The sequence below is a fragment of the Methylobacterium sp. Leaf117 genome, from assembly GCF_001422985.1.
GTDB lineage: Bacteria > Pseudomonadota > Alphaproteobacteria > Rhizobiales > Beijerinckiaceae > Methylobacterium.
Genome location: NZ_LMNL01000010.1, coordinates 16,636 through 35,202, shown reverse-complemented (window position 1 = coordinate 35,202; position 18,567 = coordinate 16,636). Strand labels below are relative to the sequence as shown.

Annotated in this window: 16 protein-coding genes; 8 read left to right on the top strand and 8 right to left on the bottom strand. The window is 69.9% G+C overall.

The genetic code is table 11. The features are described 5' to 3' along the window. Positions 1 to 96: 96 nt before the first annotated feature. On the bottom strand, positions 97 to 525 hold the full coding sequence (locus ASF57_RS06820; protein WP_244476846.1) for a PilZ domain-containing protein: 429 nt from the start codon (positions 523 to 525) through the stop codon (positions 97 to 99). 417 nt (positions 526 to 942) lie between these two features. On the opposite strand from ASF57_RS06820, the gene ykgO reads away from it, so the two are divergent. From ykgO to ASF57_RS06805, 3 genes are all read left to right on the top strand, one after another. After that, entirely contained in the window at positions 943 to 1,068 is a 126-nt protein-coding gene (gene ykgO / locus ASF57_RS06815; RefSeq protein WP_055886195.1) for a type B 50S ribosomal protein L36, read from the top strand. A 78-nt stretch (positions 1,069 to 1,146) separates the two neighbouring features. After that, the gene (locus ASF57_RS06810; RefSeq protein ID WP_156376004.1) at positions 1,147 to 1,752 is read left to right on the top strand and encodes a tetratricopeptide repeat protein; all 606 of its coding nucleotides are present in this window, start codon (positions 1,147 to 1,149) and stop codon (positions 1,750 to 1,752) included. A 5-nt stretch (positions 1,753 to 1,757) separates the two neighbouring features. After that, a complete protein-coding gene (locus ASF57_RS06805; protein ID WP_056481325.1) occupies positions 1,758 to 2,738 on the top strand; it encodes an alpha/beta hydrolase in 981 nt (326 codons plus the stop codon). A 45-nt stretch (positions 2,739 to 2,783) separates the two neighbouring features. Here the strand turns inward: ASF57_RS06805 and pyk are convergent, their stop codons facing one another. Further along, complete coding sequence (gene pyk, locus ASF57_RS06800) at positions 2,784 to 4,220, bottom strand: pyruvate kinase (protein WP_056180953.1); 1,437 nt, start codon at positions 4,218 to 4,220, stop codon at positions 2,784 to 2,786. 1,181 nt (positions 4,221 to 5,401) lie between these two features. On the opposite strand from pyk, the gene aqpZ reads away from it, so the two are divergent. Then, entirely contained in the window at positions 5,402 to 6,142 is a 741-nt protein-coding gene (aqpZ, locus tag ASF57_RS06795) for an aquaporin Z (RefSeq protein WP_056481322.1), read from the top strand. Between the two features lie 184 nt (positions 6,143 to 6,326). Here aqpZ and ASF57_RS06790 read toward each other — a convergent pair whose 3' ends face one another. Both ASF57_RS06790 and ASF57_RS06785 read right to left on the bottom strand, forming a co-directional pair. Further along, positions 6,327 to 6,716, bottom strand: a complete 390-nt coding sequence (locus ASF57_RS06790; RefSeq protein ID WP_274533539.1) for a DUF1036 domain-containing protein — start codon at positions 6,714 to 6,716, stop codon at positions 6,327 to 6,329. Between the two features lie 286 nt (positions 6,717 to 7,002). Continuing rightward, positions 7,003 to 8,334 carry a glycerate kinase gene (locus ASF57_RS06785; RefSeq protein WP_056481319.1) on the bottom strand — a complete coding sequence of 444 codons (1,332 nt, stop codon included), beginning with the start codon at positions 8,332 to 8,334 and terminating at the stop codon, positions 7,003 to 7,005. 278 nt (positions 8,335 to 8,612) lie between these two features. On the opposite strand from ASF57_RS06785, the gene ASF57_RS06780 reads away from it, so the two are divergent. From ASF57_RS06780 to ASF57_RS06770, 3 genes are all read left to right on the top strand, one after another. Then, complete coding sequence (locus ASF57_RS06780) at positions 8,613 to 9,359, top strand: N-formylglutamate amidohydrolase (RefSeq protein ID WP_056481316.1); 747 nt, start codon at positions 8,613 to 8,615, stop codon at positions 9,357 to 9,359. 51 nt (positions 9,360 to 9,410) lie between these two features. Beyond that, a complete protein-coding gene (locus tag ASF57_RS06775; protein ID WP_056180861.1) occupies positions 9,411 to 9,719 on the top strand; it encodes a DUF1244 domain-containing protein in 309 nt (102 codons plus the stop codon). Between the two features lie 81 nt (positions 9,720 to 9,800). After that, entirely contained in the window at positions 9,801 to 10,067 is a 267-nt protein-coding gene (locus tag ASF57_RS06770; RefSeq protein WP_056180857.1) for a DUF2312 domain-containing protein, read from the top strand. Between the two features lie 10 nt (positions 10,068 to 10,077). On the opposite strand, the gene ASF57_RS25500 is transcribed toward ASF57_RS06770, so the two are convergent. The 4 genes from ASF57_RS25500 to ASF57_RS06755 all read right to left on the bottom strand — a co-directional run bounded on the left by ASF57_RS25500 (position 10,078) and on the right by ASF57_RS06755 (position 16,380). After that, the gene (locus ASF57_RS25500; RefSeq protein ID WP_156376003.1) at positions 10,078 to 10,236 is read right to left on the bottom strand and encodes a hypothetical protein; all 159 of its coding nucleotides are present in this window, start codon (positions 10,234 to 10,236) and stop codon (positions 10,078 to 10,080) included. Between the two features lie 565 nt (positions 10,237 to 10,801). Further along, positions 10,802 to 12,334, bottom strand: a complete 1,533-nt coding sequence (locus ASF57_RS06765) for a DUF882 domain-containing protein (protein WP_156376002.1) — start codon at positions 12,332 to 12,334, stop codon at positions 10,802 to 10,804. A 276-nt stretch (positions 12,335 to 12,610) separates the two neighbouring features. Further along, on the bottom strand, positions 12,611 to 14,692 hold the full coding sequence (locus ASF57_RS06760) for a L,D-transpeptidase family protein (protein ID WP_056481308.1): 2,082 nt from the start codon (positions 14,690 to 14,692) through the stop codon (positions 12,611 to 12,613). A gap of 194 nt (positions 14,693 to 14,886) precedes the next feature. Further along, complete coding sequence (locus ASF57_RS06755) at positions 14,887 to 16,380, bottom strand: sigma-54 dependent transcriptional regulator (RefSeq protein ID WP_056180849.1); 1,494 nt, start codon at positions 16,378 to 16,380, stop codon at positions 14,887 to 14,889. Positions 16,381 to 16,684: 304 nt separating this feature from the next. Between ASF57_RS06755 and ASF57_RS06750 the strand changes: the two genes are divergently transcribed. Beyond that, positions 16,685 to 18,562 carry a M3 family oligoendopeptidase gene (locus tag ASF57_RS06750; RefSeq protein WP_056481304.1) on the top strand — a complete coding sequence of 626 codons (1,878 nt, stop codon included), beginning with the start codon at positions 16,685 to 16,687 and terminating at the stop codon, positions 18,560 to 18,562. Positions 18,563 to 18,567 lie beyond the last annotated feature (5 nt).

Genomic DNA, 18,567 nt, shown 5'->3' with positions numbered 1-18,567 from the left:
GCATCGCCACCCGCTACGACAAGCTGGCCCGAAACTACGCCTCGGCCGTCGCACTCGCTGCCGTCATCGCCTTCTGGTGCTGATCGAGTCCAGACCCTAGAAAGCCGAAATCCCGCGCTTGCGGGACGGAACGCCAAGCCCGCCGCCATCGGGAACGGCTGCCCGTGTCGTCGGTTCGGACGTCACCGGGACAGCCTGAGCAACAGGGGCTGTTGCGGCGGCTGCGGAAGGAACCTTGCCGACGCGCTCGATGCGGACCCCGACATAGTCGCCCCGCCGCCAAGCGACCCGGACGAGGCACAGAAAATCCCGGCCGATGATCCGCAGCATGAAGACCGGTGGAAGGTCCTGCTTGGCCCCGATGCAGATCCGGGCGCCGGATTTCGAGACGTCCTTGACGGTGCAGGGAATCTCGGTCCCGTCCCGGAACCGGATGGTGGCGATCCAATTGGTCGGGCTGCGCTCCTCGCGGCGCGGTACCGGCGCGTCCTGAGCCTGCTCCGAATGCTCCATGTCGGTCGTCAAAGCCCCATCTCCGCGATCGGCTCGCGCTCGAATTCTATAGGGCCGAGACTCTTTACAGATGGATAGTGTTTCTCGGGCAAGGCCGGTTTGACTGCGCGGGAAACGGCTCTCCCTTCACGTTTTCGCGAAACCCGGGATCGAAAGGCTTGACGATGGTCATTCGCAGCGGGCGAGCGTCCCGGCCTTTCGAAGTGCAAGTGACCGACGGATCTGGTTTCCCTGATCGCCCAATCGAGCGCTACAAGCGCGGAGATGCGGCGGAAGCGCCCCGGAAGCCTTGCCTTGCCGGCGCGAATCCTGATAAGGCAACCGCCTTTCCGCGATGCATCGACACATCGCCGAGGCCGCCGTCAGGTGCCTCGTTCCCGAGACCCTATGGACAGGCGGCGGGCTGATCGCTCGACCGACGTGAGACCGATGAAGATTCGCAACTCCCTCAAGTCCCTCCGCGGCCGTCATCGCGACAACCAGATCGTGCGTCGCAAGGGCCGTGTCTACATCATCAACAAGACGCAGAAGCGCTTCAAGGCCCGTCAGGGCTGAAGGGTTTGCTGCCGCCCCCGAGGGGACGCGGCAAGCGCGCACGTTGACGTGGCGATGCGAGGCGAGGAAGCTTCGCCCATGTCGCCACACGATCCCGCCCGACCCTGCCTGAGAGCCGCGCTTGTCGCGGCTTTCTGCGTTCTCTCCGTGCCGCTCGTCCGGGCGGCTCCGGTCCGGGAGGCGGCGAAGCCGGAGAAGAGCCAGCCGCTTTCCCTGGACGACCTCTATGCTCGCCTGAAGGCCGCCGGCGACGATGCCGAGGCCAAGGGCGTCGCCCGCCTGATCGAGCAGCGGCTGGGCCGGTCCGGCAGCGCCACTGCCGACCTTCTCACGGAGCGGGCCCGGCAGGCGATGTCCGGCCAGGATCTTCCGCTGGCGATCGAGCTGATGGACCGGGCGACGACCCTGGAGCCCGGCTGGTCCGAGGGCTGGAATCGGCGCGCGACAGTGTTCTGGATGCTGTCCGATCCGTCGGCGGCCATCGCCGACCTCCAGCGTACGCTCGTTCTGGAGCCGCGCCACTTCGAGGCCTGGGCGGCCCTGGGGCGGATCTACCAGAGCCTCGACGACAAGGGCCGTGCCCTGGAGGCATTCCGGCGGGCATCGGCCCTTTATCCCCGCATGGACCGGCTCCAGACCGCCATCGACCGCTTGGCGCCCGACGTCGACGGTCGCGACCTGTAGCCCCCATGTTCCTCCTCAAGCTGATCGCCGGTCTCCTGGCCGGCGGCCTCGTGCTGGCGCTGATCGCGGCCGGCATCACCCTGCTGATCTCGGCGCGCATCGATGCGCGCTATCCGCCGGCTGGCCCCTTCGTGGCGGTGACGGGCGGCCGCATCGCCACGATCCAGGCCGGCCCGAATCCCTCGACGCGGGGCACCGTGGTGCTGCTGCACGGGGCCTCGGCCAATGCGGCCGATCCGATGACAGATCTCGGCCGGCGCCTCGCCGCCGAGGGGTTCCGGGTGGTGGCCCTCGACCGGCCGGGCTTCGGCTGGAGCGACCGCCCCGGCGGCAGCGCCCTGGCGACGCCGCGGGCCCAGGCCGCCGTGATCGCGGAGGCGCTGGCGAATCTCGGCATCGGCCCCGCCCTCGTGCTCGGCCATTCCTGGTCCGGAGCGCTGGCGACCGCACTGGCCCTCGATCATCCGGATCGCGTTTCGGGGCTCGTCCTGGTGTCGCCGGCGGTGATGCCGCTGCCCGAAATGGGGCCGATCCCCTGGTACTACCGCCTTGCCCTGGTCCCGCCGGTGACGTGGCTGCTGAGCCGGACCGTCGCCACGCCGGTCGGTCTCTATTACCTGGGACCGGCCGGGCAATCGGTGTTCAAGCCGCAGAGCGCGCCGCCGGGCTACCTGGAGGCCAGCCGCGCCGCCCTCGTCCTGCGACCGGCGACGATGCTGGCCAATGTCCAGGACCTGATGGCGCTGCCGGCCGCGCTCCAGCAGCAGAGCGCCGCCTACGGGCGCATCGCGGTACCGACCGTGATCGTCACCGGCGACCGCGACGCCATCGTCCCGGCCGAGCGGCATGCCCGTCCGCTGGCCAGGCTCATCCCGGGCGCACGGCTCGTGGAGCTGGCCGGCATCGGCCATATGGTCCACGCGGTGGCGACGCAGGCGGTCGTCGACGAGGTGGTCCGCCTGTCCGAATCCGTCACCACTCACTGAGCCGCGCCGCCGCAACGAACCGGCGGCGCGGCTCCGTCATGAACCTCACGCCTTGGCGGCGTGCTCGCGGGTCACGAAGGCGATACGCACCAGATTGGTGGCGCCCGGCGTCCCGAACGGCACGCCCGCCACCACGATGATGCGGCCGCCGATCTCGGCGAAGTTTTCGCGCACCGCGAACTTGGCGGCGCGGAACGCCATGTCGTCCACGTCGCTGGCGTCCTTGGTGACGATCGGGTGCGTGCCCCAGCACAAAGCGAGGCGCCGGGCCGTCTCGCGCTTCGGGGTCAGCGCGATGATCGTCGCGTTGGGCCGCGAGCGGGCGAGACGCAGGGCGGTCGAGCCGGAATGCGTCCAGGCCATGATCGCCGTAAGGTTGAGGGCGTCGACCATCTGGTGCGCCGCCGCCGCGATCGCGTCCGAGGCGGTGGCGTCGGGCTCCGAGCGCTGGGCCGTCAGGATGGTCCAGTACAGGGCGTCGCGCTCGACCTGCTCGGCGATCCGGCTCATCATCGAGATCGCCTCGATGGGGAACGAACCCGATGCGCTCTCGGCCGAGAGCATCACCGCGTCGGCTCCCTCGTAGACGGCGGTGGCGACGTCCGAGACCTCGGCGCGGGTCGGCACCGGGGCGGTGATCATCGATTCGAGCATCTGGGTCGCGACCACGACCGGCTTGCCCATGCGGCGCGAGGCGCGGGTGATGCGCTTCTGCACGCCGGGCACCTGCTCCAGGGGCATCTCGACGCCGAGATCGCCGCGCGCCACCATCAGGCCGTCGGAGATCTCGATGATCTCCTCGAGCCGGGTCAGGGCCTGCGGCTTCTCGATCTTGGCCATGATGAGCGCCCGGCCGGCCGCGACCTTCTTCACCTCGGCCACGTCCTCGGGGCGCTGCACGAACGAGACGGCGATCCAGTCGGCGCCCGCCGCGAGGCCGGCCTCGAGGTCGCCGCGGTCCTTCTCGGTCATGGCGGCGACCGGGATCACGGTGTCGGGGAGAGAGACGCCCTTGCGATTCGAGATCCGGCCGCCGACCTCGACGCGGGTCACGGCGCGGCCCTCGGACACCTCCGTCACGGTCAGCCGCAGCTTGCCGTCGTCGATGATGACCACGTGGCCCGGCTCCAGGGCGGAGAGGATCTCCGGATGGGGCAGGAACACCCGCGACACGTCGCCGGGGGTCGGGTCGCTGTCGAGCACGAAGGTGGCGCCGTTCGCCAGCATCGCCGCACCCTCGGCGAAGGCCGCCACGCGCAGCTTCGGTCCCTGGAGATCGACCAGGATCGCAATCGGGTGCTTCAACTCCCGCTCGATCGTGCGGATCACCTCGATCTTCTCGGGCAGCTTTTCCCGGGGCAGATGGCTCATGTTGAGGCGGAAGACGTCCGCGCCGGCGCGAAACAGCTTCTCGATCATCTCCGGCGTATCGGAGGCGGGACCCAGGGTCGCGATGATCTTGGTGCGGCGTGAGCGTTTCACTGTGGTCTCCATCCCCGAAATCAGGCCTCGCCGGTTTCAGACGACCGGCGTTGAGCGAAGGGCCACAAGCACCGATGGGGCCGGCGCGTCAAGAACGCCGGGCCGCCCCCGACCCCCGTCCAGGGGGTCGCGATGCGCTGCCGGCATGCGCGCGCGGCCCCGCCGCCGATCCCGGCGCGGGGTTTCACCGACGCGGGAGACGCGGGACGCCGCGAAACCACGAAGGGAAAACGAAGCCGGTCTCCCGGCGTCCCTGGGCGCGGCCCCGAAGGGTCGAACCTGTCACGTCACGGCGTCCTCTACGGCGTCGGCGACTCGGCTTATGGCGGCCCTCCTCCACGGTCCGTCGCCCCCTATTGGAAGGCGGCGGCCCCTGGCGGCCGGCTGATCATGGCCCACGGCCCCGTACCCGCCTCGTAGTGGGCGGGTCGTCCGTTGTCTGGAGGTGCCCCAGGTTTGCGGGTCCGGCCTGAAGAGGCCCAACCCGCGCCGAGACACCCTGCGTCGCGCGGCGCTGCCCGGGGCGATGGCGAAACCGGGCCATCGGCGCGGGCGCCGTCTCGTCCTCCCAAACCCCTCGACCCGGTCCGCCGAAGGGCCTCCCGTCGGGGGGAGGCGAGTGGCGGCAGGAAAGCACGAAATAGGAATATTGTCAATGTTTTTGTGGATGGGCATTCGACGTTCTGCGCGGCCCTCCGCGCCAGGATTCACGACAGCCGGACTGCGGAAACGAGGACTTCGACGCGCGGTCTTGCCGGAACGGACCGGGATGGTATCGGACTTCAGGTCCCGACATCCACCGCACGGCTGCAAGATTCGGCATCGTTTCGGCCTCGTCCGTCCCAGTATCGGCGTGGCCCAGACCCGCCGGCTTTTTACGAAAGCCACGCCGCGTCGGCGGAGCTATGAATTCGGCTCAGAATGACCAGTGGATTTTGAATGCGGCGCTTTGCTCATGATCCTTCGAGCATATCAGCCCAATAATCAGGCACGGCAGCGATCGGCTGCCAAAATATTCACAGCAGCGACAATTGCCACCTCAACGGGCACATGCAACCTTCGCGCAAGGCGTTTCGGCCGATGCCGTCGTCGATAACTCGAACTCGCGCTTTGCCGACTGAAATCTTCAGTCCTGACCGATCGCGAGCACTTCGCGGACTCTTGCAGCGAAAGGTTTCAGGATGGATTACGATACCATGCGGCGCGCGACCGCCGAGTTCTTCGGCACCTTCTGGCTCACCTTCGGCGGCTGTGGCGCCGCCGTTCTGTCGGCTGCTTTTCCGGAACTCGGCATCGGCTTCCTCGGGGTGGCCTTCGCCTTCGGCCTCACCGTGCTGACCATGGCCTATGCGGTCGGGCACATCTCGGGCGGGCACTTCAACCCGGCCGTGACCCTCGGACTCTGGTCGGCCCACCGCTGCGCGAACCGGCACGTGCTGCCCTATATCATCGCCCAGGTGATCGGCGCCGTCGTCGCGGCCGGCGTCCTCTACGTGATCGCGTCGGGCAAGGCCGGCTGGGTCCCGAACGGGTTCGCGTCGAACGGCTACGGTGATCTCAGCCCCGGCAAGTACGGTCTCGCGGCCTGCCTGATCATCGAATTCCTGACGACGTTCTTCTTCCTCTTCATCATCGTCGGCACGACCTCGAAGGGCGCCGCCACTGGCTTTGCCGGCATCCCCATCGGGTTTGCTCTCGTCCTCATCCACCTGATTTCAATCCCGGTGACCAACACCTCGGTCAACCCGGCTCGCAGCACCGGACCCGCGCTGTTCGCGGGCGGCGAGGCCGTGATGCAGTTGTGGCTGTTCTGGCTCGCGCCGATCGCAGGCGCGATCGCGGCCGGCGCCATGGCCCGGTGGCTGTATGAGCCCGCCGACACCGTCAACACGACCGTCGTCGAGAAGCGGGCGACAGCCTGAGGGCGAACCATGGCGCGCGAGCCCTGAGCCGGCCCGCGAGCCGGTGAGAACGATCCCCCGGCCCGGCCGAACCTGACAGGGTGGGGCCGGACGTGGCCTCATCGCCACCAGGAGGGCGCAGGTGGCCCGAGCCGCGACGTCCGCTCCGGGGGCTCGCCGTCCCGACACGGGCTTTGGCCGCCTGTCACGGCGTCGGCGTCACCGGCTGGTTGGGGTCGGTGAGCTGGATGGTCCAGCTTTTCTGCTCGCCGGTGTCGACCTCGTAGAAGCCGTTGCGGTCGAGACCCCGGGCGAGACAATCCTCGACGCCGCGGATCGTGAACTCACGGTCCTTGGTGCACATCAGCGAGCGGCCGCTCCACTCGCCGCCGCGCGTGTAGTCGACCGCGTAGACGTAGTAGAACCGCGCCGCGAGGGCTCCCTTCACAAGCGTCTCGCAGACCTTGGGCGCGACGTCCCACCAGCCCTCCGTCACCCAGCCCTGCGGGTCGCGGTAGCCGAGCGCGATCCCGACCTTGCTGGCGGTCTGGTTGCACATGCGCAGGTCGGCGCGGGCCGGCACCGGCACGAGGATCGCCGCAAGGCACGTGACGGCGACCGTGCCAGCGACCGCGCGGGCGAGCCGGGCCAGCTGTCCGCCGCGTTGGTCGCCGTTTCCAGCCCGAAGCGCGGCAACCCAGGGCAGGACCCCGCCGGACGACGCCGCGACGCCGCTCCCTCTCCTGGAAGGAGAGGGCTGGGGTGAGGCGTGGGTCGTGTCCGGAGAATCCATACGCCTCACCCTGCCCGTTTCCGTCCAGGAGAGGGGACCCGAGGTGACCGTGGACCCATCGAAGACCCGGGACCGCCCGCCGGCGCACCTAGCCAACGAGGATGATGCGGCAATCGTTGACATTGGTGCGTGTCGGACCCGGCTGAACGAGGTCGCCGATGGTGGCGAAGAACTTCGTCGAATCGTTGTCGGCCAGCATCGCGGCGGGATCGAGCCCGGCGGCGCGGGCGCGGGCCAGCGTGGTCGGGTCGACCAGGCCGCCGGCCGGATCGGTCGCCTCGCCACGGCCGCCATCGGTGCCGTCGGTGTCGGCGGCGATGCCGAGGATGCCGGGGGCGCCGTCGAGCGCCAGGGCGAGCGCCAGGGCGTATTCCTGGTTCGGGCCGCCATGGCCTTCGCCCTTGATCGTGACCGTCAGCTCGCCGCCCGAGATGATGGCGACCTTGCGCCCGGCCGCCGCCATCTCGCGGGCCATGCCGGCGTGCTCGGCCGCGACCTCGCGGGCCTCGCCCTCGACGTCGGGTCCGAGCATCACCGGCTCGTAGCCGGCCGCGGACGCGGCAGCCGCCGCGGCCTCCAGGGCGTCGATCGGCCGGGCGATGATGCGGTACTCGGCCCGGGCGAAGGCGGGGTCGCCGGCCTTCGGTGTCTCGTTGGCGGGATCGTTGAGGAGCGCCTTGGCGGTCTCCGGCAGGGGGATGCCGCGCCGCTCGCAGATCGCGCGGGCATCGGCCAGAGTGGACGGGTCGGGTACGGTCGGGCCGGAGGCGATCACCGCCGGGTCGTCGTGCGGCACGTCGGAGACGGCGAGCGTCAGGATCGAGCGGGCGTTGCGCGCCATCATGGCGAGCCGGCCGCCCTTGATCCGCGACAGGTGCTTGCGCACGCAATTGATCTCGTTGATCGGCGCGCCCGAGCGCAGCAGGGCCTTGGTGATGGCCTGCTTCTCGGTGAGCGTCAGGTCGCCGGCCGGGGCGATCCAGTTGGCCGAGCCGCCGCCCGAGAGCAGCACCAGCACGTCGTCGTCCGGCCCCGCGTCGGCGGCGATCTTCAGGGTGTCGATGGTGGCGTCGATGCCGGCCTGGTCCGGCACCGGGTGTCCGGCTTCGACCATGCGAATCATCGGCGCCTCCTCGCCGTAGCCGTGGCGGGCGACCGCGAGGCCGACGATGCGGCTCGGATCGACGCCGTGCTCCTCCCGGTAGAACCGGCTCGCGACGGCCGCCATGCTGCCGCCGGCCTTGCCGGCACCCAGGATGATGAGGCGGCCCTGGCCGGGCGCCGGCAGGTGCGGCACGAGGCAGCGCGCCGGGTGGGCGGCGGCGATCGCCTCGTCGAGGCAATGCAGGAGCAGGGCGCGGGCGGTCTCGGTCGAATTGGAGTCGGTCGAGTTGGAGTCGGTCGAGTTGGAGTCGGTCATGGCGTTTCCGTATTCCGGTGGTCGATCGCGAAGGCGGCCCGGTGGTTGTCCTCCGGATTGTTGTGCCCCCGGCATGGTGCCGGATTGTTGCCGTCGCGGCGCGATCCGCGATACGTGCTGTGCCCGACGCTCGCCGCCTCGGCAAGCCACGCATGACGGGTAAGCCGTGCGTGACGGCGCATCCCCCGCGATGCGGCCGGGGCCTTGCTTCCTGCCGGCGAAACCGGTGCCGTTCGTTCCAACGCCGCCGCCCGCGCTCAACCGGACCCTGCCTTCCCATGCAGCCACCGCATCCCGTCGAGACCATCCCGGGCGATCCCGCCCGGGGCCTGCTCCTGATCTGCGACCATGCCTCCAACCACGTTCCGGCCGACCTCGACCAGCTCGGGGTGCCGGAGCACGAATTCGCCCGCCACATCGCCTACGACATCGGCGCCGCCGCAGTGACGCGCCGGCTGGCGGCGGATCTCGGCGTGCCGGCGATCCTGACCCGGTTCTCGCGCCTGATCATCGATCCGAACCGGGGCCGGGCCGACCCGACCCTGGTGATGCGCCTCTCCGACGGGGCGGTGGTGCCGGGCAATGCCCGCATCGACGAGGACGGCAAGGCCGAGCGCATCCGGCGCTTCTACGCGCCCTTCGACGAAGCGATCGACGCCGGCATCGCCGAGGCCGAGGCCACCGGCAGGCGCCCGGCCATCGTCACCATCCACAGCTTCACGCCCTATTGGCGCGGCGTGCCCCGGCCCTGGGAGGTCGGCATCCTGTGGGACCGGGACGACCGCATGAGCGCGCCCCTGATCGCGGGCCTGCGCGCCGATCCGGCGGGGCTGACGGTGGGCGACAACGAGCCCTATGGCGGCGGCCTGCCCGGCGACACCATCGACCGTCACGCCATGGCGCGCGGGCTGCCGAACGCCCTGGTGGAGATCCGCCAGGATCTCATCGTCGGCGAGGCGGGACAGGCCGAATGGGCGTCCCGCTTCGCGCGCCTGCTCCGGCCGATGCTGCCGATCGCCGCTTGACGGCGGGGCCGGGCCGCCCGACCTCAAGCCGACAAACGGAGACACCGCACCATGACCGAGATCGACGCCGCCACCCGCACCGAACTCGAGGCCGCCGTGTTCCGGCGCCTCGTGGCCCATCTGCAGGCCCGGACCGACGTGCAGAACATCGACCTGATGAACATGGCCGGGTTCTGCCGCAACTGCCTGTCGAACTGGCTCAAGGACGCGGCCGAGGCCAAGGACCTGCCGATGAGCAAGGACGAGAGCCGGGAGGCGGTCTACGGCATGCCGTTCGCCGAGTGGAAGCGGCTGTACCAGTCGGACGCGTCCCCGGAGCAACAGGCGGCCTTCGCCAAGGCGGCGGCCGAGCCGCACTAAGGTCCCGGTAAGCTTGACGGCTTATCGAGGCGGTTCCGGCGCCCCGCACCGCGCCTCGCATGTCAGGGACTTGAAACCACCATGGCCGCATCCGCCGCACCCGCCGTCGACGCCTCCTCCGTCGCCGCCGACCAGCTGAAGAGCTTCATCGAGCGCATCGAGCGCCTCGAGGAGGAGAAGGCCGGCCTCGCCTCCGATATCAAGGACGTCTACGCCGAGGCCAAGGGCACCGGCTTCGACACCAAGGCCCTGCGCAAGATCATCTCCCTGCGCAAGAAGGACCATGCCGAGCGCCAGGAGGAAGAGGCGATCCTGGAGCTGTACATGCAGGCGCTCGGGATGGTCTGAGCCGGGACCGTCAGCGGAACAGGCGCAGACCGGCGCCGAGCAGCCCCAGCCCCGCGATCAGGAGCGTGCCGCCGGCCCATTCGAGGGCGACCCGGCGGCGCGGGTAACTTTGCGCGACCAGCGCGAGGACGATCCCCGCCAGCAGGCACGTCGCGCTGATCGAAAACATCACGATCCCTGGTCCTCCGCACCGCCTGCAACGCCATCTCGCGAAAGACGGTTGCCAAATCCTCCCGATCTGAGGGATTCACACCTTGTCCCGAGCCAGCGGGGCGGCGTCATACACCATATGGGTGATGCGGGGGCGTTCCCCCCGTCCGGAAACTACGTATAGCGCCGGATCTCTCCAATTCTGCGCGGCGCTGGAGCCCGATAAAACGCAGTCGTTCGGATCAAGACTTGTCGAAGCGCCAAGCGCTGCTTCATCCGCGCGAGGCTGGCGGACTCGAGATCAGGAACGGTCAGGACACGGGTCCGACGCCCAAGGTCCGGCGTCGATGCCGTTGCTCACGTCCATCGCGGCATGTCCGGCCGCCATCAGGACAGGTCGCCTCGCCGAGACGGATACACACGGGGATCGCCCGTATTGCCACCGGATAACACCAGAACGGCATGGCGTAAGACTGTCCGGCGCCGGCCAAGGCACGCGGCGCCGACCGTTCCACATGCCCGGGCGGGACAGGGACGGAGCGAACACCGCCCGTCCCGATCGTCCGATCGCGGACCGGACCCGGTCAGCGGGTGCCGGGAACGCCTCGGGTCGAGGACCCGGTGAAGCGGGTCGCGGCGAGGTCGTCGCCGGGGCTGCGAACCGAGAAGCGGGTGGCGACACCGGCCGGCCGCGCCACGACCGCACCGGGCGCGCCGTCGAGCTTGGCCTTCGCGTTCGCGAGCCTGACCGGCGCCGCGCGGCTGGCGGGCTCCGCGTCGGAAGCGGCAGCCGCGAACAGGGCGCGAAGTTGGGTGCGCGAATCGGCGTTGGCCGGCACCGGGATTGCCGCGGAGCGGCTCGGCGTGGACGAGGACGGCAGGTTGGCCATCCCGACGGCACCGAGGCTCGCCACCTGGACGGCCGGCCGCGACGGCGGCAGCGGCATGGTCAAGGCCGCGGTGACGGCTGCGAACTCCGCCGGACGCCGGGGCGGCAGGGGCAGGACGATAGTGGCCTTCGCGGGTTCGGAGGCAGCCGCATTCGGCGCTTCGGCGGTCAGCAGGCTCTGGGCGTCGCGTCCGTCGCGACGGAGGAGGGCGCCGTTGAGGGTCTCGTCGGCGGCGGGCGCCGCGTAGGCGAGGGCGGCGCGAGCGCCGACCGCATCCTCGGGGTCGGCGCTCGCGACGACGACGGGGGAGGGCTTCGCCCTCATTCGCTCGGACGTCCGGTCGGAGGCCTTGGCGGCAACCTGGACCGGCGGCGCGGTCTCCTGCGTGCGGCCACCGCCGAACAGGCTGGCGAAGAAGCCCTTGATGCTCGGGCCGTCATCCTCGTCCATCTGCGCCACTTCGGTGACGCCGAGCACGGTGCCGCCCCGCTGCAGGATTTCGGCCCGCGCCATCTCGTAGCCGGGGAGGGGGCGATTGTCGCTCGGCAGGTGGACGGTCTTGCCATCCGGAAACAGCCGGGCCAGCTGATCGTGGGTCATGCGCGGCCAGGACCGGACCGAGCCGACGTCGAGATGGACGAAGGGAGAGCCGGAGCGCGGATACCAGCCGACGCCGCCGCGCTGCATCCGCATGCCAATGGCGCGGATCTGATCGATCGACACGTCCGGCAGGTAGAAATCCATGGCCTTGCCGAGCATGTGCTGGCTGTACTCGGCCACCATCTTCGAACGCCGCCGCAGCATCGCGTTGGTGCCGGGTGAGCGATAGGCCGACACGACGTTGATCGGCTCCTGCGAGCCCACCGAACGATAGGCCTCCCACACCGTGTCGAAGAGGCGCGGGTCCATCTTGGTCGGCTCTTCCATGCGCCAGTCGCGCAGAAGCCAGTTCAACTGCTCCAGGGCGGCGCGGTCGTAGCGGCCATCCCGTTTGAAGGTGACGGTCAGGCTTTCCTTCGTGTGGGTGTGATAGATCGAGAGGGTCCGGGTGTCGCCGTTGGCCACGGCATCCTGGGTACCACGGGTTCCGCCGACCACCGCGAGGCCGATGCCGGCCGCGATGACCGCGAGGCGCCGGAGACGCGCCGGAGCGGGGAAGCGTCGACGCGTGGTCCGACCGTGTCGCAGAAGCTTACCCACCGTTGTCTCACCCTCTCCCGATCGCATGCGGGGCACGGATCATGGTGAACGCAAGGTTGCCGAAAACCGTAAACGTCCGGTTATCGGGTCCTCGACGCGTCGTCGGTTCAGGCGTTAACGGCTAGGTCTCAACCGTGGCGAAATCGTGCCCGGCTGTGCGCAGACGCACACCCAGGCTTATGGTCCTGTCGTCGAGACTATTCGCCCGCGATGGGAATGACGTCGCCAAGATGTCGGCCGGTCGAAACGGTGCCGGCGCGGTCGATGAAACCCCGCTTCAGCATCGTCCCCGGCGCGTCGGGCCTACCACCAGCTGTTCAGGGGCCGGCCCGGACGCGGCGTCCACAGGTCGGGCTCGCCGAAATCGCCCGGAGCGCGGCCGGGATTCCCCCGCGCGGCCGATCCCGTCTCCGAGTTGACCTCGCGGACGCGCTGGCGCCGCACCTCGGCCATCGGCTTCGGGGCGCCCGTGAGGGCGGGACCGGTCCGGCCGGTCACGGTCGGCTTCTGAGTGCCGCGACGTGCCTGATCCGGGCTCTTGCCCTCCTTCGCCTTGGCGACCAGGAGGCTGCCGGGGCTGAGGCCGAGGGCGATCTTCATGCGCGCATCGTAGCCGTAGAGATCCGGCAGGGTGCGCAGGCTCCCGGTCTCGTCCACCGATGCGGTGAAGTAGGCGAGGTGCACGGGCAGCTTCTCGGGCAGGCGGATCTGGCGCTCGCCCTTGCCGATGAGCTTCTTCAGGCGCTCGCTCGACCAGGCCTCGGGCAGGACCGCATCGGCGAAGCGGAAGGGGTCGTCGACGCGCACGCAGCCATGGCTGAGGGCGCGCTGGGACGACGAAAACAGGCTGCGGTTCGGTGTGTCGTGCAGGTAGACCGCATGGTTGTTCGGGAACATGAACTTGATGAACCCGAGGGCATTGCGCTCGCCCGGCGGCTGGCGCACCGAGACGTTGCCGTTGCGATAGACCACCTCGTAGCCGCGCCGCGCCGCGTAGTTCGGATCGCGGGCGAGCCCGGGCAGGAACTCGTTCTTCAGGATCGAGGGCGGCACGTTCCAGGACGGATTGACCACCGCGTATTCCATCATCCCGGAAAAGATCGGCGTCGGCGATTCCGTCTTGCCGACGATGACCCGCGCCTCATCCCGCTGCCGGCCGTCCCGGATCACCCGCAGGCGGAACTCGGGGATGTTGACCAGGACGTAGTCGCGGCCGAGGTCGGAGGGCAGCCAGCGCCAGCGCTCCATGTTGACGATCAGCGCGGCCTCGCCGGCATCGGGCCGGGCGGCGGAGTCCGGCCGGGCGAGCGCCGCCACGGTCTGCGGCGTCAGATGGCCGTTGGGCGCCAGTCCGCGGGCGCGCTGGAAACCCGTGACGGCGGCGACCACCCGGGCATCGTAGGTCTGCGGATCGCCGGGACCGGCATCGAGGGTGCCGGCGGTCCGTGTCTCCAGGCCGAAGCGGGTGCGCAGGGCCGGCACCCGCGGATCGCTCATGCCGAGCTTCAGCACGGGACCGGGCGGCAGCTGGACGCTGGGGGCGGCCGGGGTCTCACCGTGCCCGCGCAGGATCGCCAGCCGCGCCTTGAGGGCGAGGTAGCCGGGCTGAGCCGGATTGTAGCCCTGCAGCAGCGCGCCGGCCTGGGCTCCCGCGGAGGCGATGCGGCCGAGGACCGCGTCGGGGGCGGGCAGGTCGAGGGTCGGGGTGATCAGCCGGGACAGGCTGGCGAGGTGGATGCGGCCGCCGCGCGCGTCGCGGGCGTAGAGCACCACCGCGGCCGACAGCTTCAGGTCGGCCTCGGCGATCTGTGCCTCGGTGGCGCCCTGCGTGCCGAGGACCGGCACCGGGTAGGCCGAGGAGGTGAGGCCGTCCTCGCCGGCGGCGGCGAGGCGGGCGGCGGCGGATTTGGCCGCCGGGGTCAGGGCGCCGTCGACGATCCAGACCGGCTTGAAGGCGCCCAGTGCGTAGAAGGCCTGGATGGCCTCGCGCTCCTTCGTGGAGAGGCGTGGCAGAAGCGGTGCCGGATCGAGGAGCCGTGCGGCGACGGCCGCCCCCTGGGGATCGGCGGGGAGGGGCGGCGGCGCCTCGGCGACCGGTGCGGACGCGGCTGCGTCGGGTGCGGATCCTGTCGATGTGGCCGCAGCACCCGCCTGCGGCGCGGCCGGCTCGACCGCCGGGGCGGCCGCATCGACGGAGACGCTTTTCACGACGGGCGCGACGGCTGCTTCGGGCGATTTGGCCTGGGCCGCTTCGGCCGATTTGGCCTGAGCCGTCACCTCGTCGGAGGGCAGGGTCTGGGCCTGGGTCTGAGCCTGGGCCGTATAGCCGATGCAGCCCGCCAGCAGGGCGGACAGCGCAACGGAGGCGGAGCGCGAAACGCCCATGATGGCAACTCCTCAGGACCGACCCGGCAGGCCGATCGGATTAGGACAATCGGGCCAAGCGGGCGCGTGTGCAAATGCACCTGCGCCGTTGGGCCGTCCCGGGGCGATACGGGTGCGTCGACCCGCACGCCATGTCGAGACCCCGGCTTAAGACCGCATCGTGCGGTCTCAAGCCGAGATTTCGGAGCAAGACCTCAGGCCGCGGCCTCGTCGGCCTTGTCGCCGTCCTCGAGGCCGAGGTCCTTGAGCTTGCGATAGAGGGTGGATCGGCCGATTCCGAGGCGGCGCGACACCTCGGACATGCGGCCGCGGTAATATTGCAGCGCGAACCGGATGATCTCCGCTTCCAGCCCTTCCATGGTCTTCATCTCGCCGGTCTCCTCGGCGACGAGGCTCATGGCGTGCGGATCGCGGACCTCGACCCGAACGATCTCGCGCACCGGTTCCGGGGCGCCGTGCTGCACCATCGGCTGCAGCGGAGCGGCGGGAATCCGGACGTCGAAGCCTTCGACCTGTGCGGCGATCTGCGGAAATTCCGACACCGTCAGCTCGTCGCCATCGGCCAGCACCACCGCCCGGAACAGCGCATTCTCCAACTGGCGGACATTGCCGGGCCAACCGTAACGGGTGAGCAGCGCCATCGCCTCGGGGGTGATGGCCCGGACGCGCTTGCCCTCTTCGGCGGCGAAGCGCGCGCAGAACGAGCGCACCAGATCGGGAATGTCCTCCCGGCGGGCGCGCAGGGGCGGCAGCGTCATGGGGAACACGTTGAGCCGGTAATACAGGTCCTCGCGGAAGCGGCCCTGCTTGACGAGATCGAGCAGCGAGCGGTTCGTCGCCGAGATCAGCCGGATGTCGACGCGCACGCTGCGCTTGCCGCCGACCGGATCGACCTCGCCTTCCTGCAGGGCGCGCAGAAGCTTGACCTGGGCGTCGAGCGGCAGTTCGCCGATCTCGTCGAGGAACAGCGTGCCGCCCGAGGCTTCGACGAACTTGCCGACGTGACGATCGGTGGCGCCGGTGAAGGCGCCCTTCTCGTGGCCGAACAGGGTGGATTCGACGAGGTTGTCGGGGATCGCGCCGCAATTGACGGTGACGAAGGCCTTGCCGCGCCGGTCGCCCGAGCCCTGGATCGCGCGGGCCAGCACTTCCTTGCCGACGCCGGATTCGCCCTCGATCAGGACCGGGATGTTCGATTTGGCCGAGCGCTCGGCGAGCCGGATCACCCGGTCCATGTCGGGGCTGCGCGAGGTCAGGTCCTTGAAGCTGAGGGCGCCGGAGGCGCGCCGGCGCATGCGGCGAACCTCTTCCTCGAGCTGATCGACCTTGAGGGCGTTCTTGATCGAGACCTGCAGCCGCTCGGCACCCGCCGGCTTGACCACGAAATCGACGGCGCCCGCCCGCATCGCCGTCACCACGGCATCGATTGAACCGTTCGAGGTCTGCACGATCACCGGAACGTCGAGGCCGGTCTTGCGCATCTCGGCCATCACCGCGAGGCCGTCGAGGCCGCCCGGCATGACGAGGTCGAGGAGCACCACGTCGATCGGATCGCCGGCGCGCAGGGTTTCGAGACCTTGCTCGCCGCTCTCGGCCACCTTGGCGTTGAAGCCGAGGCGCCGCACCATCGCCTCGGCGAGACGGCGCTGGACGGGATCATCGTCGACGATGAGGACCGTTGTCGACATGGGAGCGCCTCGCGTTTCGCAAGCGGAGGAGAGCGGGCGACACGGGTTCGCCCGGCTGCGCACCGCCGGTTTGTTTCGTTTCGAACCGTAGGGTGACCCAAGACCGTAAAGCCGCGCTTAACGACGATCAGACTTTTCGCGGTGAAGACCAGGGTGGGTGTGACCCTTTGCCGAATCCCCCCGGGAAAGCGCTGCAAGCGGCAGGATTCTCCTCACGCCGGATTGATCGCGCCCGCCGGGCGCTCGATATCAGCGCCTGGCACCGTCGAGTCGCCCAGGTCGTGTCGCGAAGAAAGAAACCATCATGCCGAGCCGAGCCGTCGCCCATGCCAGCCTGTCGGGCATCGTCGCGAATGCGGAAGGGGCCAGCGCGGCGCGGGCCGCCGCCCACGCAGCCGATCTCGGCGTGCTGCCCGAATGGGACCTGACCGACCTCTACGCGGGCATCGACGCCCCCGACTTCACCGCCGATCTCGCCCGCGCGGAGGCCGACTGCGCCCGGTTCTCGGAGCGCTATGCCGGCCGTCTCGCCGCGATGGCCTCCGCCCCCGACGCGTCGGCCCAGCTCGCCGAGGCGGTGGCGGCCTACGAGGGCATCGAGGACCTGCTCGGCCGGCTGATGTCGTTCGCGGGCCTCGTCTATTCCGGCGACACCACCGACGAGCGCCGGGAGAAGTTCTACGGCGACACCCAGGAGCGCCTGACCACGGCCTCCAGCCATCTGCTGTTCTTCGCCCTGGAGCTGAATCGGATTCCGGATGCGGAGATGGACCGGGCGATGGCCGACGGACCGCTGGCGCATTACGCGCCGTGGATCGAGGACCTGCGCCGGGAGAAGCCGTTCCAGCTCGACGACCGCACCGAGAAGCTGTTCCTCGAAAAATCCGTCACCGGCCGCTCGGCCTGGAACCGGCTCTTCGACGGCACGATCGCGTCGCTGCGCTTCCCCGTCCAGGGCGAGCAGCTGACCCTGGAGCCCACCCTCAACAAGCTCCAGGACCCGGACGGCACCGTGCGCAAGGAAGCCGCGGGCGCGCTCAGCGACGTCTTCCGGGCGAACCTGCGCACCTTCACGCTGATCACCAACACGCTGGCCAAGGACAAGGAGATCTCGGACCGCTGGCGCGGCTTCGCCGACGTGGCCGATGCCCGCCACCTGTCGAACCGCGTCGAGCCGGAGGTGGTCGCCGCGATGGTGGAGGCGGTGCAAGCGGCCTATCCGCGCCTGTCGCACCGCTATTATCGCCTGAAGGCCCGGTGGTTCGGCGTCGAGGCGCTGCCGTATTGGGACCGCAATGCGCCGCTGCCGAAGGTGGAACAGCGCACCATCCCGTGGACCGAGGCCCGCGACACCGTGCTGAACGCCTACGGGGCGTTCTCGCCGCGCATGGCCGACATCGCCCGCACCTTCTTCGACCGCAACTGGATCGACGCGCCGACCCGGCCCGGCAAGGCGCCGGGCGCCTTCGCGCACCCGACCGTCCCCTCGGCCCACCCCTACGTGCTGGTCAATTACCAGGGCAAGCCGCGCGACGTGATGACCCTCGCGCACGAGCTCGGGCACGGCGTGCACCAGGTGCTCGCGGGCCCGAACGGCGCCTTGATGGCGCCGACGCCCCTGACCCTGGCTGAGACCGCCAGCGTGTTCGGCGAGATGTTGACCTTCCGCCGCCTGCTCGCGGCGACCTCCAGCGTCTCGCAGCGCCGGGCGATGCTGGCCGCCAAGGTCGAGGACATGATCAACACGGTGGTGCGCCAGATCGCGTTCTACGCCTTCGAGCGCAAGGTCCACCTCGCCCGGGCGCAGGGCGAGCTGACCGCCGAGCAGATCAACGGCCTGTGGATGTCGGTGCAGGCCGAGAGCCTCGGCCCGGCCATCGCCCTGGATTCGGGCTACGAGCCGTTCTGGGCCTACATCCCGCACTTCATCCACTCGCCGTTCTACGTCTACGCCTACGCCTTCGGCGACTGCCTGGTGAACTCGCTCTACGGCGTCTACGCCAAAGCCGAGGACGGTTTCGTCGAGCGCTACTTCGCCCTGCTGTCGGCGGGCGGTGCCAAGCCCTACGGCGAACTCCTCGCCCCGTTCGGCCTGGACGCCCGCGATCCGGGCTTCTGGCAGATCGGCCTGTCGATGATCGAGGGCATGATCGTCGAGCTGGAAGGAATGGAAGACGCCTAACGCCG

Coding starts and splice junctions, on each gene's coding strand:
- ykgO (WP_055886195.1), top strand. CDS start 943: ATGAAGATTCGCAACTCCCTCAAGTCCCTCCGCGGCCGTCATCGCGAC.
- ASF57_RS06810 (WP_156376004.1), top strand. CDS start 1,147: ATGTCGCCACACGATCCCGCCCGACCCTGCCTGAGAGCCGCGCTTGTC.
- ASF57_RS06750 (WP_056481304.1), top strand. CDS start 16,685: ATGCCGAGCCGAGCCGTCGCCCATGCCAGCCTGTCGGGCATCGTCGCG.
- ASF57_RS06785 (WP_056481319.1), bottom strand. CDS start 8,334: ATGACCGACTCCAACTCGACCGACTCCAACTCGACCGACTCCAATTCG.
- ASF57_RS06760 (WP_056481308.1), bottom strand. CDS start 14,692: ATGGGCGTTTCGCGCTCCGCCTCCGTTGCGCTGTCCGCCCTGCTGGCG.
- ASF57_RS06805 (WP_056481325.1), top strand. CDS start 1,758: ATGTTCCTCCTCAAGCTGATCGCCGGTCTCCTGGCCGGCGGCCTCGTG.
- ASF57_RS25500 (WP_156376003.1), bottom strand. CDS start 10,236: ATGTTTTCGATCAGCGCGACGTGCCTGCTGGCGGGGATCGTCCTCGCG.
- ASF57_RS06765 (WP_156376002.1), bottom strand. CDS start 12,334: ATGCGATCGGGAGAGGGTGAGACAACGGTGGGTAAGCTTCTGCGACAC.
- ASF57_RS06770 (WP_056180857.1), top strand. CDS start 9,801: ATGGCCGCATCCGCCGCACCCGCCGTCGACGCCTCCTCCGTCGCCGCC.
- aqpZ (WP_056481322.1), top strand. CDS start 5,402: ATGGATTACGATACCATGCGGCGCGCGACCGCCGAGTTCTTCGGCACC.
- ASF57_RS06775 (WP_056180861.1), top strand. CDS start 9,411: ATGACCGAGATCGACGCCGCCACCCGCACCGAACTCGAGGCCGCCGTG.
- ASF57_RS06780 (WP_056481316.1), top strand. CDS start 8,613: ATGCAGCCACCGCATCCCGTCGAGACCATCCCGGGCGATCCCGCCCGG.
- ASF57_RS06755 (WP_056180849.1), bottom strand. CDS start 16,380: ATGTCGACAACGGTCCTCATCGTCGACGATGATCCCGTCCAGCGCCGT.